This is a genomic window from Emticicia sp. W12TSBA100-4, from assembly GCF_040253585.1.
Classification (GTDB): Bacteria; Bacteroidota; Bacteroidia; order Cytophagales; family Spirosomataceae; genus Emticicia.
In genome coordinates this window covers 321,487-338,293 of the sequence record NZ_JBELAU010000008.1, presented here as the reverse complement: position 1 = coordinate 338,293, position 16,807 = coordinate 321,487, and the positions used below count along the sequence as shown (strand labels likewise).

The 16,807-nt window shown below is 37.1% G+C and carries 18 protein-coding genes; 12 read left to right on the top strand and 6 right to left on the bottom strand.

Going from position 1 to position 16,807, the window contains the following annotated elements; translation table 11 throughout:
* Positions 1 to 106 precede the first annotated feature (106 nt).
* The 3 genes from ABR854_RS13815 to uxaC all read right to left on the bottom strand — a co-directional run bounded on the left by ABR854_RS13815 (position 107) and on the right by uxaC (position 3,413).
* Complete coding sequence (locus tag ABR854_RS13815) at positions 107 to 541, bottom strand: nuclear transport factor 2 family protein (protein WP_350265997.1); 435 nt, start codon at positions 539 to 541, stop codon at positions 107 to 109.
* 50 nt (positions 542 to 591) lie between these two features.
* The gene (locus ABR854_RS13810; RefSeq protein ID WP_350265996.1) at positions 592 to 1,884 is read right to left on the bottom strand and encodes an MFS transporter; all 1,293 of its coding nucleotides are present in this window, start codon (positions 1,882 to 1,884) and stop codon (positions 592 to 594) included.
* Positions 1,885 to 2,012: 128 nt separating this feature from the next.
* On the bottom strand, positions 2,013 to 3,413 hold the full coding sequence (gene uxaC, locus ABR854_RS13805; RefSeq protein ID WP_350265995.1) for a glucuronate isomerase: 1,401 nt from the start codon (positions 3,411 to 3,413) through the stop codon (positions 2,013 to 2,015).
* Between the two features lie 229 nt (positions 3,414 to 3,642).
* Between uxaC and ABR854_RS13800 the strand changes: the two genes are divergently transcribed.
* The gene (locus ABR854_RS13800) at positions 3,643 to 5,262 is read left to right on the top strand and encodes a T9SS type A sorting domain-containing protein (RefSeq protein ID WP_350265994.1); all 1,620 of its coding nucleotides are present in this window, start codon (positions 3,643 to 3,645) and stop codon (positions 5,260 to 5,262) included.
* On the opposite strand, the gene ABR854_RS13795 is transcribed toward ABR854_RS13800, so the two are convergent.
* Positions 5,238 to 5,447 (bottom strand): hypothetical protein, encoded by a 210-nt coding sequence (locus ABR854_RS13795; protein ID WP_350265993.1) that lies wholly within the window; start codon positions 5,445 to 5,447, stop codon positions 5,238 to 5,240. The genes ABR854_RS13800 and ABR854_RS13795 overlap by 25 nt on opposite strands.
* 39 nt (positions 5,448 to 5,486) lie before the next feature.
* On the opposite strand from ABR854_RS13795, the gene ABR854_RS13790 reads away from it, so the two are divergent.
* Entirely contained in the window at positions 5,487 to 5,636 is a 150-nt protein-coding gene (locus tag ABR854_RS13790; protein WP_350265992.1) for a response regulator transcription factor, read from the top strand.
* On the opposite strand, the gene ABR854_RS13785 is transcribed toward ABR854_RS13790, so the two are convergent.
* Entirely contained in the window at positions 5,633 to 6,268 is a 636-nt protein-coding gene (locus ABR854_RS13785) for a sensor histidine kinase (RefSeq protein WP_350265991.1), read from the bottom strand. The two genes, ABR854_RS13790 and ABR854_RS13785, sit on opposite strands and share 4 nt — an antisense overlap.
* A 3-nt stretch (positions 6,269 to 6,271) precedes the next feature.
* The gene (locus ABR854_RS13780; RefSeq protein WP_350265990.1) at positions 6,272 to 6,817 is read right to left on the bottom strand and encodes a hypothetical protein; all 546 of its coding nucleotides are present in this window, start codon (positions 6,815 to 6,817) and stop codon (positions 6,272 to 6,274) included.
* A gap of 26 nt (positions 6,818 to 6,843) precedes the next feature.
* On the opposite strand from ABR854_RS13780, the gene ABR854_RS13775 reads away from it, so the two are divergent.
* From ABR854_RS13775 to ABR854_RS13730, 10 genes are all read left to right on the top strand, one after another.
* Positions 6,844 to 7,086: a LytR/AlgR family response regulator transcription factor gene (locus tag ABR854_RS13775; protein WP_350266025.1), complete on the top strand. Its 243-nt coding sequence runs from the start codon at positions 6,844 to 6,846 to the stop codon at positions 7,084 to 7,086.
* 108 nt (positions 7,087 to 7,194) lie between these two features.
* A complete protein-coding gene (locus ABR854_RS13770) occupies positions 7,195 to 11,562 on the top strand; it encodes a LamG-like jellyroll fold domain-containing protein (protein ID WP_350265989.1) in 4,368 nt (1,455 codons plus the stop codon).
* 38 nt (positions 11,563 to 11,600) lie between these two features.
* Positions 11,601 to 12,410 carry an ester cyclase gene (locus ABR854_RS13765; RefSeq protein ID WP_350265988.1) on the top strand — a complete coding sequence of 270 codons (810 nt, stop codon included), beginning with the start codon at positions 11,601 to 11,603 and terminating at the stop codon, positions 12,408 to 12,410.
* Between the two features lie 42 nt (positions 12,411 to 12,452).
* Entirely contained in the window at positions 12,453 to 12,866 is a 414-nt protein-coding gene (locus ABR854_RS13760; protein ID WP_350265987.1) for a nuclear transport factor 2 family protein, read from the top strand.
* A 202-nt stretch (positions 12,867 to 13,068) separates the two neighbouring features.
* Complete coding sequence (locus ABR854_RS13755) at positions 13,069 to 13,890, top strand: DUF6597 domain-containing transcriptional factor (protein WP_350265986.1); 822 nt, start codon at positions 13,069 to 13,071, stop codon at positions 13,888 to 13,890.
* Between the two features lie 72 nt (positions 13,891 to 13,962).
* On the top strand, positions 13,963 to 14,757 hold the full coding sequence (locus ABR854_RS13750) for a hypothetical protein (RefSeq protein ID WP_350265985.1): 795 nt from the start codon (positions 13,963 to 13,965) through the stop codon (positions 14,755 to 14,757).
* An 8-nt stretch (positions 14,758 to 14,765) separates the two neighbouring features.
* Positions 14,766 to 15,209, top strand: a complete 444-nt coding sequence (locus tag ABR854_RS13745) for a nuclear transport factor 2 family protein (RefSeq protein WP_350265984.1) — start codon at positions 14,766 to 14,768, stop codon at positions 15,207 to 15,209.
* Between the two features lie 101 nt (positions 15,210 to 15,310).
* Complete coding sequence (locus tag ABR854_RS13740; RefSeq protein WP_350265983.1) at positions 15,311 to 15,637, top strand: LytR/AlgR family response regulator transcription factor; 327 nt, start codon at positions 15,311 to 15,313, stop codon at positions 15,635 to 15,637.
* Between the two features lie 82 nt (positions 15,638 to 15,719).
* Positions 15,720 to 16,313: a DinB family protein gene (locus ABR854_RS13735; RefSeq protein ID WP_350265982.1), complete on the top strand. Its 594-nt coding sequence runs from the start codon at positions 15,720 to 15,722 to the stop codon at positions 16,311 to 16,313.
* Positions 16,314 to 16,349: 36 nt separating this feature from the next.
* Entirely contained in the window at positions 16,350 to 16,730 is a 381-nt protein-coding gene (locus ABR854_RS13730; RefSeq protein ID WP_350265981.1) for a hypothetical protein, read from the top strand.
* Positions 16,731 to 16,807: the final 77 nt, after the last annotated feature.

The window sequence follows — 16,807 nt, the reverse complement described above, 5'->3', positions numbered from 1 at the left end:
AATAGAGTAGAAGACAAAAGACAAGAGATAAAAGATTTTATAATCTAATATCTCTTGTCTTTTGTCCGCTTCGGCGAACCGATAATTTCTCTTGTCTAATTCCGCATCAATTAGCAAGTTTCAACGACTGCCAAGTGTTTAACTGCCAGCCTTTTTTGCCGTTTTGGTTATAAACAACGGTATATTTTAAGGGTAAAATAGTTGGTTTTCCACTTGCGATACCCTGTGTAATAGCAACTTTTCCAACGACAACTGCCGCTTTACCATATACTCTAACGTTAAGTTCCTGAACTTCAATTTTATCATACACACTTTTACCGTCTTTGATAGATTGAATATAGGCTTGCTTATCGTCTTGTTTTCCACTTGAGTGCGTGTAAACCAAATCATCGGCAAAGACTTTCTCCAAAAAATCAAAATCCTTTGAAACTTGAGCTGCAAAGCGTTTGCGTTCAAGATTTTCGATTACTTCTTGAGTACTTTGTGCCAAAGCCATTTGCCCAAACATGAGCGATAAAGCTACTATTAATATTTTTTTCATTTGATAAATGTTTTAAAACTATCGACCGTAGTCTGTTGACGATCGACTAATTAAATATCAACTTTATTCATGCGTGGTACTAAAAGATGCATAATGAGCCATGCCAAAAGATATGCTCCTGCACAAATCGCAAACATGATATAATATGCTGTTTCGATTTGGTTGATACTACGGTAGTACACAAACATATTTTTTTGTACAGCCCAAGTGAGCAAAATACCGCCCAAACCACCAGCCATTCCTCCGATACCAACTACCGAACCTGTTGCTTTTTTAGGGAACATATCTGATACGGTTGTGAAAATATTTGCACTCCAAGCTTGGTGAGCCGATGCTGCGATGCCAATCACAAAAACTGCCAACCACATATTTACTCGTCCAGCCATTTGTGAGAAAATTACTGGAATTACGAATAGGGCAAAGATAAACATCGAAGTTTTGCGAGCTTTGAATACTGGCATCCCACGGTTGATAAGAGCCATTGGCAAATATCCACCACCGATACTTCCAACGGTAGAAATGATATAAACTACCGCCACCGGAACCGAAATTTCAATGAGTGAAAGTTTGTATTGGCTTTGTAGGAAATCGGGCAACCAGAAAAGATAAAACCACCAAACGGGGTCGCTGAGGAATTTACCCAAAGCAAAAGCCCAAGTCTGGCGGAAGCCCAAAAGCTTAATCCAAGGCACTTTTTCTTCGTTTTTGATATTTTCTTCTTCCTCTTTATCTGAGTGAATATAATCGTATTCTGCTTTTGTTAGTTTCTTAGAATCTTTCGGAGAAGTATAATAAACTTGCCACAAAACCAACCAAATGAAGCCAATTACGCCCGTAATGATAAAAGCCCACTGCCAACCCCAAACTACTGCAATGGCAGGAACAGTTAACGGAGCTACGATTGCTCCAATGTTTGTTCCCGAATTGAAAATACCAGTGGCCAATGCACGCTCTTTTTTAGGGAACCATTCGGCCGTAGATTTGATAGCCGCAGGAAAATTACCTGCCTCAGTAAGACCTAAACCCGCACGAGCAATCATAAACCCAAACGCCGAGTTTGCAAATGCGTGTCCGACTGCTGCCAAACTCCAAAGTCCAGTTGCCCAAGCGTATCCCTTTTTTGTCCCGAGTTTATCAACGATACTGCCCGCAATGAGCATACCGAATGAATAAAATATTTTGAAAGTAATTTCGATGTTGGCGTAGTCGCCGTCATCCCATTTGAGTTCTGTTGTGAGAACAGATTTTAACAAGCTAATTACCTGTCGGTCGAGGTAATTGACTGTTGTTGCAAAAAACACCAGAGCACAGATGGTCCAGCGGTACTTCCCGATTTTTTCCATAATTTATTTTAGGGTTGAATAATCTTTGCTGTTAGCTTTTAGCAATTAGCTTTTAGCCTTAAAAAAGATACTTAATTATACTCAATTCCTTAGCTAAAAGCTAAGTGCTAATCGCTAAAAGCCAGTGTTTAAAATCCAAAATACTCTTTTGCGTTGTTATAGCAAATATTTTGCACGATTTGACCAGTCCATTTAATATCGTTCGGAATTTCACCATTTTCGATGTCGTTTCCAAGAATATTACACAAGATACGACGGAAATATTCGTGACGGGGGAATGACAAGAAACTTCTCGAATCAGTCAACATTCCGATGAAACGGCTCAATAAGCCCATGTTTGAAAGAGCGTTGATTTGTTTTTCCATGCCATCTTTTTGGTCGAGGAACCACCAGCCTGAGCCAAACTGCACTTTTCCTGCAATCGAACCATCGTTGAAATTACCAATCATGGTAGCGATGATTTCGTTATCGGCTGGATTTAAGTTATAAATAATAGTTTTGGCCAATTGATTATATTCGTCCAAACGACCTAAAAACTTAGAAAGAGCAATGGCTTGCGAGTAATCTCCGATTGAATCCCAGCCTGTATCTGGCCCCAAAACTCTCAAGGCACGAGTATTATTATTGCGTAAGGCTCCGAGGTGAAATTGCTGTGTCCAACCCAATTCGTGGTACATTACGCCCAAAGCGTGCAAAATGGCTGATTTGAAAATCAAGGCTTCTTCCGAACTTAGGGTTTTACCAGAAATCGCTTTTTGGAATGCTGCATTGGCTTGCTCAGGCGTGAAATCAGCGGCGTAGAGTTGCTCCAAACCGTGGTCGCAGAGTTGGCAGCCATTGCTTGCAAAGAAATCGGCACGTGTACGAAGTGCTTTTAATAAATCTTCGTAAGTATTGATTTCAAAATTAACGATTGTACCGAGTTTTTGTACGTAAGTAGCAAAATTCGGGTTTTCAATCAAGATAAATTTATCAGGGCGAAACGCTGGCAACATCTTAACTTTTGCCGTCGCATCTTTGTGGTAGGCTTGGTGATACTCAAGGCTATCGAGTGGGTCATCAGTTGTGCAAACCACCTCAACATTCATTTTACCCAATAGATTTCTTACCGAATATTCGGGCGTTTGAATTTTTGCCGTGCAATCATCATAGATTTTCTGTGAAGTGGCTGGATTTAAAACTTCGTGAATACCAAAATAGCGTTGAAGTTCCAAGTGTGTCCAGTGATACAACGGATTTCTTAATGTATAAGGCACAGTTTCTGCCCATTTTTCAAATTTTTCGTAGTCAGTGGCATCGCCCGTACAAAATTTTTCGTTGATGCCGTTAGTTCGCATGGCTCTCCATTTGTAGTGGTCGCCGTAAAGCCAAACTTGCGTGATGTTACCAAATATTTTATCGCCCAAAATTTGATCAGGCGGCAAGTGATTGTGGTAATCAATGATGGGCATATCTTTCGCATACTCATGGTAGAGAGTGCGTGCGGTCTTGGTTTGTAACAGAAAATCTTCGTCTAAAAACGTCTTCATCCTTTATTTAAAAATACATTAATTTCAATTAACAAAACTATTGAGTTTATTTTATTTATTTTACTATAATGTTTCTTTTTTTAATACTATTTTGACAAAGAAAATTACCAACTGTGCTGTTTTTGTTATTTCCCGTCGATTGAGTAGTCAAATATTCTATTTTTATAGTAGATGATGTTCATTAAGACTTATCACAATGAGAGAGTATCTATTTCAAATTAATAAAAATATGAAAAAGCTATTAGTATTTATACTTATTATCTCGAATCCAGTATTTGCACAAACAATGATTCGTTTTAAGGCGAATAAGACTCAAATTGATAGCAAAAATCAAGAATTTGGCCAAATTGAACAGGATGGAGAGAACTTTATTGGAAAAACCATTATTCAATTAGGCGATATAAAAATCAATTTATCGCTTACGGAAAGTCCGATAAAAAATTATAAAAGTGTTATTTATACAGAAGGAGAAGTTTTAAGCGATGTTGAGATATTTGTAGATTGTTCGCAAACAACTAAGTATTTTATGGCTACTATCAATAAGCAATTTTATAGTTTGTTGATGCTCGAAAATGGTCATCTGAGTAGCCTTGAAAAAGCAGAAAAAGGCATTTCTATTTACAAGAAAAACACGGTGATTGAGTCACAATTAAGTGAACAAATTGATATGGATTTACCTTCAAAGATAGGTTTGGCAAATCTCAAGACAAACACTGCGAGTGGCTGCGTTGAGTTTCCGATTGGGTTTATTGTAGATTATGCTCAATACCAACGTTATGAAGGTATTGAAAATGGTAGGGCTAAATTAGAGGCTGATAATTTACTACAAATAGCTGCCGTACAGGAGCTTTATGCCCCGTATGCGTTTAATGCCCGAATTAAGTTTAAGGTTCTCGGACAAATGATTTTTGATAAAACAGGAATGTCGCTTTGGCCAGAAGATGATAAAAAAATCAATTTGGGGCAAATCATTACTTATGCGTCAACCGCTATAAAAAAGCCTTTGGAGTGGCAAAATAGTAAGTTACTCATTACGATGATAATAACAGGTGCGGACTACGAATCGCCTTATATTTATGGTAGAGGGGGAAGTAGCCCAAAAGAATCTGACTTAGGGCAAGCTATCGTGAAAGGTTTTCTGGATAAAGAAAAGTTAGTATGGATTATGGCTCATGAATTAGGCCATGTTTTTGGAGCATCACACGATGATGGCTCTATAATGGCTCCACTTTATGAAGGGCGTGGGTATAATTTTAGTTTAAAGAGTAAGGCCGAAATCAATGCTGTTTTAGATATTTTGGATACGAATAAATGGCTAAAAGTATGCCCCGAAATCTCCTTGAACTGGGATATTCAGAATGATAGTTTAGAGTTTATTTGCCGAACAAATTATGATAAATTGGGTGACTATTTTACCGTCGAATACAGCGAAAATAATGCCCAAACGTGGAACAAAGTGGCCGAAATTAAATCGAGCGAGAAATTCAAGTACCAATTTGCATTACCTTTAAAAAAAGAATACATATCGGGTCTATATTATAGAGTAAGGCAGAATGGCATAAATAATATGACCTCTGAGCCTGCCTATATTTTGCTAACGCCTACGGAAGAAGAAAACATCCCAAACCAACCAGTTGTATTTTTGGATAATACAAGTAATCAATTAATAATCAATTCTTTAGATATTGAAAATGTAAGGATTTATGATTTTTACGGAAGACAACTTTTGCATGAAAATATCACAAATGAAGAGCAAATGATTGATATTAGTACATTTTCTACGGGTATTTATATAGTCAGATTAGAAGGGAAATCGGTGTTTAGTTATAAGATTTTTAAGGCTTTATAAAAACTATCTCGGTAAGACGTTCCGCCTATTCCGCCAACACTAACAGTTTTGTTGAAGCTAATAGTACCATCGGCTTCTTTTTCTACAAATTCATTCAGCATTCCTGCGTTACCTTTTTTAGTTGCGGCTAAATAGGTAGCTGGTAAATATCTTTTACGTACAACCAGCCCGCTACAATTCAGCAACTAACAGAAAGAGAGATTGAAATCCTGCGGTTGATTGCCATGGAGTTTTCGAGTAGCGAGATTGCCGATAAGTTATTCATCAGTATTTCGACGGTTGAAACATACCGTCGAAATCTATTTCAAAAACTCAACGTAAAAAGTGCCATTGGTTTAGGGAAATACGCCATCAAACATGGGCTTTCTGACTAAACATTTACTGCAATTTCATTGATAAAACCTTGGTTTTGGAGAGTTGAAACTTCCCAAGTACCATTCAAAGAATCGACTCTCGCTTTTACATTTTTCATGCCTTTACCATCGCTTTCGTTTTTGAATGTGCCAATACCATTATCGGCAATAAGGAGTTTCACTTGGTTTTCGGTGCGGGAAAGTTTAATTCTTGCCTCAGTTGCCTTTGAGTGTTTGATGATATTGTTTATCAACTCCAAACAAATGCTGTAAAGCTCAAACTCTACTTTTTTATCCAGTTTCCCGAAGTTGTCATCAATTTGTAAATTGAATTTGATGCTTGAATTTTGGTTTACTTTCCTTACGAAATATTGCAAAGCGGCCGTAAGTCCTTGTTTTTCAAACTCTTCTGGAAGTAGATTATGTGAGAGCAGCCGTACTTCATCATAGGCATTCGATAACATCTTTTTAAGGTTTTGATAGACATCTTTTTCTTCGGTAGCGAGTTTGTTGGCATCAATGGCATCCATCGTCCAAATAAGCGACGACATCGTACTTCCTAAATTATCATGTAAATCGGCGGCTACACGTTTGCGTTCGATGGTTTGGCCTTGGAGTAGAGCGGCAGAAATTTCTGCGTTTTTATTAATCAAAGATTAATTAACATTTCTCAAACGTTTATTAGTATAAAGTACATAGACCATAGTTAAAATGCCAATTATACTTAATGTAACCCAAAACCCCCGAAGCTGATTTTGTTTGGCATTTTCAGAACGTAATTTATCAAGTTCGGCCTTTTGAAGTTTTGCAGTTTGTTCTTGTAATGCCACTTGCGATTTCATTCCTTCAATATTATTTGTCTCAATTTTCTTTTGTTCTTCCAATAAATAGAGCTGGTATCGTTCAAGAGCATCTAAAGCTACTTTATGATTTCCTAAACCTTTTTCAACTTCATAAACGAATTTGGGTAAAATGTCTTTATGTAATTCATCATAGCTAAACTCTTCTAATTGAGGTAGATAGTGTTTTGCCTCTTTGAAATTTTTCTTATTCCAGTGATAAGAAATTAACTCTTTGTATGACTCCCAATGTAAGTATTTTTCATGTGAAGAATTAACAGAGATTTTTCTGAGTGTGGGAATTATTATATTCAATGCCTCGTCTAAGCTATCAAGTTTAAGAAGAGTAAAGCCTATATTCAACTTATTACCTAAATTATTATACGGTCATTCATCTATCCAACGGCAAGAAAACGATTGTTGCTACTCCATTAAAAACCCTCGAAGCTCGTTTTCATCCTTATGATTTTTACCGAACGCACAAATCGTTTCTGGTTAATCTGGCCTATATCAAAACGTATATGCCAACACACAACAAAGTAGAAATGGTTGGTAATCAGAAGGTTTTAGTTTCACGAAGAAAAGCAAATGGATTAAAAAGGTATTTGCACCAGCAATCAAAAGACCGTTAAATCGAAAACTCTACCGATAAATCGAATTTTGAAGAAGGTTTTCGGGAAGATTATAAAATTTGGAATAATAAATCTATTAAATGAATTAGGTCTAATTATTTACAATCAATGAAAAAACTATACATAATTTTTATTGCATTATTAGGACTTCCCTTCTTTTCATTTGCTCAGGGCCGTCCAGGTATTCCAGGTGTCTTCATTAATCCTGTGGCATCTACTTGTAAAAAAACGAATGGTTTGATATTCACTGTTGCCGCTCCAGTATCTGGTGGAGCTCCAACCTCTTATGTATGGACTGTCAGTCCAATCCTTGACCATCAATCAAATCCTGTTGCAAGAATTAATGGTAGCACAACGTTCCCTCTTGAAGTTACGGGTAGCACTCAGGGCAGAACCGTTACGATTGATATTTTAGATGCTTTGGTCTATACTTCTGTAACCATTTCTGTAAAAGCTAAAAATAGTGCAGGAGAAAGTAATGCACGAACCTACACACTGGCATTGAATGAAATCCCGACAGTTCCCGTAATAAACTCAAACGTCATCAATGCAGGTTCATTTGCCACTCTTACCTCCATTGGTTGTAATGGCAAGGTTAATTGGTACGCCAATCAAGAGACAAGCTCATTACTTCAAGCAGACACCGATACTTTTAATACAAGTGTAATGTATGAAAGTAGGCTTTATTATGCTAAATGCGTTTCTGATTTTGGTTGTGTTGGGCCTGTTGGCAGAAAAATGGTAAGTGTTGTCGAGGGTACTTATGAATGGGCGGCAGATGTAATTACCAAGAACAGTGACATTCCGGGTCGAACCACTGGAGGAGCAATAGCAATTGTAAAAACTGATGCTTCGGGTAATTTTTACATAGCTGGTAACATGGTGAATGCTTATAATTATACGCATAATAACACGACAAATGTTATAAATGGCTTTCATCTTGGAGAGTCCGAACTCTTCATCATGAAATTAGACCCTAATCGAAATTTTTTATGGGGTAAATCGCTCGGTATGAAAGACTCAAATGATGGCTTTGCCGACTTAGAAATAAGTAATGACGGTTTTGTTTATCTATTGACCAGTCACGGTGCTATGGGAGACGCAGAGGGGAATTCTACTACTCCTACTGATTTTAGATATGATAACATAAATTATCAGAATATCTGGTTTAGGGGTGGCACATTGACCAAAGTGAATGCTTCGACAGGAAATGCCATTTGGGTAAAGAGTGTCAATGGGTTGGATAATGGATTCACTCGCTGGGCTGGCCCCGTTGAGGTAAATGCAACCAGAGTTTTCTCAGTTGAAGCCATGACACCCACAAGTCAAAGTTGGAACATTCCTATGCTATTTGCTGCAGAGTTAAGCACTCTAAATGCCAGTTCTAATAACCAGATTGAAACAGCTAATAAAATATGGAAACTTGGAGGTGGCATAATGACCGATTTAGAATTTAGGTATTTCGGTGATTATAAATTAATTAATAATGGTAATAGCATGATTGTAACAGGTTATGCTGGAATAGATTGGGACGTCTTTGTAATGTGCCGATTAGATAATATAAACACAAACACGCCCACAGTCGCTTGGAAAAAAGATGTTGGTAAAGGCGTACATGGCTTTACAGTTGACAATAGTGGTAATGTATATACCATAGAGTCAATAGGGTTTAGTCCTAATTCTCCAAGTTCTATTTATACATTCGCTGGCGAAAATTTTGATTTAGGATGGGGCTATTCTCATGGATTCATCAAGAAATTTAATGCCAATGGTACAGAGGCTTGGGCTTTGAAATGGGATGCTCCGAACTATATTTCGGGTGGAGCTTATGACAAGATTCTTTCGGATGGTACAAATATTTATGCCATAAGTTCTATGTCGGAGTCATTTGTTTCGATTGGCGGCAAAGTAACAGGAGGCCCCGAAGTAAACAAGTGGTTAGTAAAAGTAAAACCCGATAAAACTGTTGATTGGGTTCACAACCTTAATTTAATGGGGCAACAATTGGATATTTCGTTCTATGTAAACCCTCAAAATTTGTTTTTTTATGCAAGTAATATCAACACTACACTTGGTATATTCAATTTAGCACCGGGTTTTTCTTTTGATAATAATCCCGAAGGTGCTACGCTTATTAAGTACCGACCAATAGACAGAAGTTGTTTGCCAACCAGTCCATCAAGCATTCAAACCCAAACTGTTAATTTATGTAAAGGACAAAAAAATGTAAGTTTTTCGGTAAATAACTCTCAAAGTACATTGAAATGGTTTTACAGAGGTAAGGGGATTCCGCTAAATTCAGATACAGGAAACCAGATAAGCCTCAATATCAATGTAGATGCCACCTCAGATACACTCTACTGTGTGCCTTCAAATACTTGTGGAGCGGGGAATTATCAGAAGATTTTCTTAAACATTAATCAAAATTCACCAACAACACGGATATCTCCTGCAACTGACGTAAACTTTATCGCTAATAATACCACAAGTTTTAAAGTAGATTTTACTGGCACTCCACCATATAATTTCACAATGTCAGACGGTTCGGTCTATACAAGTACGACCAACTCAAAGATATTTGAAAAAAACGGAATCACCCAAAGTCAACTTTTTACCATCTCAAGTGTTTCTGATGCTGCTTGCCCTGCTGGTTTGAACTACGGTGAGGTTTTCATAACACTCCCAAGATGTTTAGATAAGGCCTTAAAATTATCGGATGGTTCTTTCAGGAATGTAGATGGCTATTTTTTTAACGGCGATAGAATCACGGCTTCGGGTCTGCCAGAAATGAACAACGAATGGACGGTAGCGATGTGGATTCACCCATATAATACATTGGGGTCAGGAATTTTTGGAGGAGGAGGCCTTTACATTGGTTTGGCCAATGAACATTTAGTTGTAGGCACAACAGAATTGACTAATGTTTTAATCGAAAAAAATAAATGGACACACATTGCTGTTTCACCCTACCCAACTGAAGGTAAAATATTTGTTTATAAAAATGGCATTCAAGTTGCATCGATTGCCACTAATGCCAATTATGATATGAATAATAGTGGCTTTACTATCGGCAATGATGGTGGAGCAGGCCCTTACTATAGAGGTTTAGTTGATGACGTAATCGTTTTGAATTACTCGTGGCTGATTGATGATGTAAGGAAGTTTATATTAGGTAATTTAGGAGATTACTCCTACGATTTAAAATACCGTTTAGGTTTTAACAATAACGGAACAGGTTCGGGTATAACCGTCTCAAACTTGGCTTCAAACGGAACCGCTGGCAATGCCACAACCGCTGGCCCAACAACGGCATTTCCTGATATATGTATAGTTCCACCTGCCCCAAATCCGATTACAACCAATGTTACAAACTTTTGTAAAAGTACAGTGGCAGGTTTTAGCACCGATTTTACCCAAAATACAACTTATGCTTGGAGTTATAGTGGATCTGATGTGAGTTTGTTTAGAGAATATAATACAATTAAGCTAATTTTTGGTCCAAATGCAACCTCAGGCGTACTCAGTGTTCGTGCTTACAGCCCGAGTGGTTTTAGTGCACCAGTAAATTATACAATTAATGTTGGAAATTGTAACGCCATACCTTGTTTCAAAAATTCGATAAAAATGCAGGGAACTGATAACATTGTGGTTTCTAATGCACCAGATGTCAATACAGGTGCAACTTCAATCGCCTTCTGGATGAAACCAAGCTCTTTCGATGGGAAAGGTATTATGTTTGCAAATCATAATTTTGGGAATAATTTTATAAGGTTTAGTACTACTGGTAATCTTGTTTTTGGAAGTTATCATTATTGGTATGGAGTATCTGAGATTGCTACTCAAATTCCTTTTTCAGATACTTGGCAGCATATAGCTTTGTGCTCTAACTTACCATTAAATTCTACTGATGTTTACTTGAATGGTGCATACATTCAAACAATACAAAATGCGGCCTTATTTACAACTTATGCAGGCTTAACGATTGGGAGTGATTACAGGGCTAATTCTGGATTTGATGGAGAATTAGACGAAATAACGGTTTGGGATAAACAACTTTCGGCTGCCGAAGTCAGTCAGATTTACGAGGCAAAAACCTTGACAGGATACGAAAATAGCCTCGTGATGTACTATAACTTCAATGGTATAACTGGGCAAGGTCCAAATATAGCTATTCCTAATCAGGCTGTTTCCAATTCTCAAAACTTTTCTGGAACCACAAATAGTACTACCCCAACCAACCCTATCGTTTCACTATATTCTGGAGAATCTATTACTAATTCTGTTTCGGGGGTTATCAATTCAAACAGAAAAATAGTGAGTAATAGCATCTTATATGCTCCGCCGTCAAATCAGACAAATACTATATCTACTGGTACAAATGTAGAGTACTATGCCAACAATTCTGTAATGCTTCAGCCAGGTTTTAAAACTGACGAAGGAGCTGTATTTAAAGCCCAAATCGCTGGGTGTAATTAACAGAAAAAAACAAAATATCTTATAAAATATCAAACCCAATGAAAAAACTTATCATCTCCATCCTCTGCTTTTTAGCAGCCATTCAGTTTTCGTTTGCACAGTCGAATATTGAGAAATTATTAGATAAGGCCATTGAAGAATATAGCCAAAACCCTGCTGCCGCTATTCAGAAATACGGCTCAGATGATTTTACTTTTATTAATGCCGAAGGTAATATGTTGAATAAAGCTCAAACAGTACGGGTTGCTTCGGCAGGAAAGTTGGAAGACATAAAATTTACTGATAGAAACATTAAAACTTACGGCAACATTACGATAGTAAAGGGCATCAATACCGCAAGGTGGAACATCGGCGGTACGATTATTAACTACAAAGATGCCTTCACGTACATCTATCAAATCAACGGAAACGACATCAAATGGCTTTCGGCTCAACATTCGTTGGTTACTCCTAAAGACCGTAATAAAGCTGTTTATAGAGAAATGAATCAGGCATTTAATAGGAGACAAGTTTCAGACTATGGGAAATACTACGCAGATTCTCACGAAGTAAAGGGTATCGGAAAAGGCCCGAAAGCTATTGACGAATTCTATAGGATAAATTTGAAAGGTTTTCCCGATTTGCAAATTAATGTAATCGAACTTATTGCAGAAGGAGACTTGATATTTGCCCGTTGCGAAAATACTGGCACTCATAAAGGAGATTTTAATGGAATACCGCCTACGGGTAAAACTGGAAAAATTGCCCACTGGACGGTTAATCGTTTCAATGCCGAAGGGAAAATCGTAGAAAGCTGGAATCTGAATGATAATCTATCAATGATGCAACAGTTGGGAGTAATAAAATAAATGCAAACCTTAATCAAATGTGGCGACATAACGCATGAATCAATGAAAAAAATAATTCTTACATTAGCATTTTTGTGCTTCTCATCCATTCTTTTTGCTCAGAAGTCTTTTACTATGGTTACACTCAACGGAATTTTGGAAGAGTATGGAAAAGATTCCAAAGCTTTTTTTACTAATCGTTTGTCCAATGATTTCAGATATATTAGTGCTGAGGGGACTTTTAGCAACAGAGATGAAATCGTCACTCGTGACTCTCAGAAATATTTGAAAACTGAGGTATTAGAACCCGTAATCTTTCAATCGGGCGATTTGGCTGTTGTCAGTGGTGTACACGCCTATTATGATTCGACAGATGGAACTAAGATTACTGGAAAAGTGGCCTGTACTTACACCTTTCAGCTAAGGGCTAATAAATGGATGTTTATTGCATCCCATCATACGGCAATTAAAAAATAATAAATAGCTACCTTTTTAGTTGTAGGCTATAATCACATAGAATGACGCCAAATAAGATTCATTGTTGATACCAATGGTTTACGTCAAAATACGCTAAGGGTTTTCATCTATTTTAAATCCTCCCCCAAATTAAAATAGATGAAAACTATAATTATCCGATTTATTTCCATAAATTGCTTTCATTGGAAATAAGAAAACTGCTATGTATTATCGTAAATTTCTACCTCCACCTCACCTCCTTTCGTATATAGAATGTTTCTATATATGGGAAACCGATTTCTTACATAACCCCATCCTTGTCGAATCGCCTCCGAGTGGTTTTTGTTCCATGGTTTTTAACTACCAACAGAGCTATCAAGTAATCAGTGCTAAACATCAAAGTCAATTCATCAGTACACCACAGAGTTTTATTACAGGGCAAGCCACCAAAAGTTATCAGCTGCAACTTCAAGGACAAATCGGCATGGTTGGTGTTGTTTTTAAGCCATCAGCAATTGCGAGTGTTTTCGGGCTACCGATGTATGAATTTGTGGACGAACGCCACGACCTAAGGGCGGTTTTAGGGAAAGAAATCGAAACTATTGAAGCCAAAATACAAGACTGTGTTTCGCATACTAAGAGAATTGAAGTCTTGTCAAATTACTTTTCTTTCAAATTATTGAGGGCAGAGCTAAAAAATACCAGAATTGACTATGCTGCAAATTTGATTGGCGAACAAAACGGATTAGTTAATCTATCCGAATTGATTGATGATATGTTTGTTTGCAGAAGGCAATTTGAGCGTCAGTTTTTAGTAAAAGTTGGGGTTTCGCCAAAATACTACGCACGAGTCCGAAAAATAAGCCATTTGTGTAAGGTAATTGCCTCAAAAAGATGGAATATTGATGATTGGCAAGAGTTGATTTTTCAAAATGGATATTACGACCAAGCCCATTTTATCAAAGAATTTAAAAGTTTTACAGGAAAATCTCCATCATTCTACCTAAAAAACAACATTGAATTAGCACATTTTTTGGATTCCTAAAAATGTCGCATTTCTACAATTTTCATAAATCAGAAGTTATCAATTTTGGGTATTCAATTCAATATTCAAATCATGAAGAAACTTCTATTTTTAATCACTATTGCCGCTTTGATGTTGTCGGCGTTTATCGAAAAAGAACCCGTAAGTAAACTTAACGGAGCATACATAAGAAGCGAATTTAAGTTTGGCGATATGACCGAATGGGGTAAAGACAAAGACCAAAAAGTAGTAAAGCTTTTCAAAAATGGCTATTATATGATATTTTACTACGATGACCACCGTCCAAATCGAAAGCTTTTCAACGGTGTAGGTGGAGGTACTTACGAAATCATTGATGGAAAATACCACGAAGGCCATGATTTCTATTCGTGGGATTCGACTCATATCGGACAGATAACCGTCATGGATTATAAAGTAGATGCCAACGTATATGAGCAGTATGGTAAAATAAATACTGCCAAATACAAAGATTATCAAGTAACCGAAAAACTGAGCCGAATAAAACCTACCGAACCTCTAAAAAACAACAAACTCGAAGGTGTTTGGGAAATGACCGAGGGTACTTGGGGCGGAGCAACCAAATTTGGTGAAGGAAAATACAAAGATGCCACCGTCAGAATGATTTTTCAGTATCCAAAAATGGCAGTAGTTTACTATAACCCAAAAAATAAAACCTTTGATGGGGGCGGTATTTTTAATTATCAATTTGATGGAAAAACATTTACCGAATATTGTGAAGGTTACTCGTGGGATTCTACACAAGTAGGCAAAATAGGAAAGTTTTTAATCAAGACTGATGGTAAAACATTTACCAAAACCAGCGAAAATTGGGCAGGATTTAAAGAAGTTTTCAAACGTATAAAATAAAAATAACCATGACTACCGAAACTAAAAACAACGAAACACAGTCGCTCACTCGCAAAGGTACTTGTGTAGAATTTTTCTCTGCTTATCAAGACCATGAATATGAAAGAATGGTGTCGTTGTGTACACCAGATGCCGACGTAAATTTCACGCCACTCGGCGAAAACGGAAAAGGCAAAGTAGCCGAACTGGGCAAAGGGCTTTGGGCAGCCTTGATGGATAGTTTCCCAGATATTGATAACACAATTGATACATTTGAAGAAAATGACGATGCTATCATTTGTAAGGTTTCCATATTCGGTACACAAGCGAAAGATTTTGCAGGAATCCCATCAAAAGGTTTGAGGTTCGAATCAGACCACATTTTTATCTTCCGCTTCAACGATGACGACCAAATCACTTCTGTCGAAATCAGTTGGAATCACGAGAGTTTTTGTACGCAATTAGGAAGCTAATTCAGTAAAAAGCCCAGCTTCAACTATTATTCCATCAGTGCTACACTGGTGGAATAACTTCCTATTGTCTTTACGCAAAAAATTAAGCCTTAAACTTCAACATGAAAACAAACAAAATTGCTGTGGGCGGCCGTACATCCGTAAATCCAGAAGAGGTAATAATCCTAAAGGCCGATATAAATTATACGATTATTCACTTCAAAAACGGTCAAAAATGTATGGTTGCCACCCCTCTTAAAAGCCTCGAACAACAATTTGAGCCATACAATTTTTATCGTGTTCATAAATCGTTTATGGTCAATTTAGCTTACGTAAAAACCTATTTTCAAACCAATAACAAAGTCGAGATGATAGATAACCAAAAGGCTTTGGTATCGAGACGAAAAGCCGTTGGTTTGAAAAAGTACTTGTTAGCTAACCTAACATGACCGATAATCGAAAACTATACCGATAAATCGAATTTTAAAGCCAAACTTAATAAAATACTCAATATTTGTTCAAGTAGAAATCATGAAAACAATTTACATAATACTTTCATTTCTAACACTTTGCCTTTCTGGTTTTTCTCAAAACGCAGAAAATAACGACCTAAAAGTTGTTGTTGAAAACCTAAATCGAACAAGAGACGATTTGATAAAAGTAACCGAAAATCTAACACCTGCTCAGTGGAATTTCAAGGAATCGCCTGAGCGGTGGAGCATTGCCGAAATTGTTGAGCATTTAAGTATCTGGGAAATTTTATGGAATAAAGAGTTGCAAGTAATGACTCAAAATAAACCCCAACCTGAGCTTCGAGCAACCTGCCTACCCGATAGCTATTACAAGGAGTTTATTTTGGAAGAAAAAACACACAATTCGGCTGACATAACACATCCGAGAGGCTTTATAGAAAGTAAAAACACAATTGTATGGTTTACTAAATTACGTGATATTAATATCAAGTTTGCTGAAAATCTAAAAATTGATATGAGAGATTACTTTGAGCGAACTGGCACGCCAAATCCTCGAAATATGTATAATGTATATATCTACGTTTGGGGGCATATCGACCGACATATTCGCCAAATCAACAAAGTAAAAGCACACCCAAATTACCCTAAATAATTTTTTTAAACATTTATACCTAAACACTTTTCAACCATGACACGTCAAACCTTCATTCTCATCGTTAGTATCTATGGTTTTTTGCTTGGAATAAGCATGCTTTTATTCCCTAAAATGGCACTGAGTTACTTCGCCATGAACGCTGAAGATACTTTTACCATAGGCTTAATGCAGTTTTTCGGAATTTTGCACATTGGCCATAATTATATGTCTTTTATGCTCCGTAAAACGCATGATACCACCGTAGCCAAAGCCTTTTTATTAGGTGGAGCTTTCATTCTACTTGCATCATTGGGTTTAGGGCTTTATAATGTTTACGGAAGAAACCTTCCTATGCACAGCACTGCTTGGCTCGATTGGAGTTTCTGGGGGATTTTAGGAGCTGCCAGCCTTTATTTTTGGAGTAAAGAAAAATAATATTTTTTATTCAGCATCATGAATAAGCAATTATCAGAAGAAAGAGACACATACATCAATATGTGTCTCTTTTGTAG

Excerpts from the sequence above, each read along its gene's own strand:
- ABR854_RS13815 (WP_350265997.1), bottom strand. The coding sequence starts at position 541 with ATGAAAAAAATATTAATAGTAGCTTTATCGCTCATGTTTGGGCAAATG.
- ABR854_RS13810 (WP_350265996.1), bottom strand. The coding sequence starts at position 1,884 with ATGGAAAAAATCGGGAAGTACCGCTGGACCATCTGTGCTCTGGTGTTT.
- uxaC (WP_350265995.1), bottom strand. The coding sequence starts at position 3,413 with ATGAAGACGTTTTTAGACGAAGATTTTCTGTTACAAACCAAGACCGCA.
- ABR854_RS13800 (WP_350265994.1), top strand. The coding sequence starts at position 3,643 with ATGAAAAAGCTATTAGTATTTATACTTATTATCTCGAATCCAGTATTT.
- ABR854_RS13790 (WP_350265992.1), top strand. The coding sequence starts at position 5,487 with ATGGAGTTTTCGAGTAGCGAGATTGCCGATAAGTTATTCATCAGTATT.
- ABR854_RS13770 (WP_350265989.1), top strand. The coding sequence starts at position 7,195 with ATGAAAAAACTATACATAATTTTTATTGCATTATTAGGACTTCCCTTC.
- ABR854_RS13765 (WP_350265988.1), top strand. The coding sequence starts at position 11,601 with ATGAAAAAACTTATCATCTCCATCCTCTGCTTTTTAGCAGCCATTCAG.
- ABR854_RS13760 (WP_350265987.1), top strand. The coding sequence starts at position 12,453 with ATGAAAAAAATAATTCTTACATTAGCATTTTTGTGCTTCTCATCCATT.
- ABR854_RS13755 (WP_350265986.1), top strand. The coding sequence starts at position 13,069 with ATGTATTATCGTAAATTTCTACCTCCACCTCACCTCCTTTCGTATATA.
- ABR854_RS13750 (WP_350265985.1), top strand. The coding sequence starts at position 13,963 with ATGAAGAAACTTCTATTTTTAATCACTATTGCCGCTTTGATGTTGTCG.
- ABR854_RS13745 (WP_350265984.1), top strand. The coding sequence starts at position 14,766 with ATGACTACCGAAACTAAAAACAACGAAACACAGTCGCTCACTCGCAAA.
- ABR854_RS13740 (WP_350265983.1), top strand. The coding sequence starts at position 15,311 with ATGAAAACAAACAAAATTGCTGTGGGCGGCCGTACATCCGTAAATCCA.
- ABR854_RS13735 (WP_350265982.1), top strand. The coding sequence starts at position 15,720 with ATGAAAACAATTTACATAATACTTTCATTTCTAACACTTTGCCTTTCT.
- ABR854_RS13730 (WP_350265981.1), top strand. The coding sequence starts at position 16,350 with ATGACACGTCAAACCTTCATTCTCATCGTTAGTATCTATGGTTTTTTG.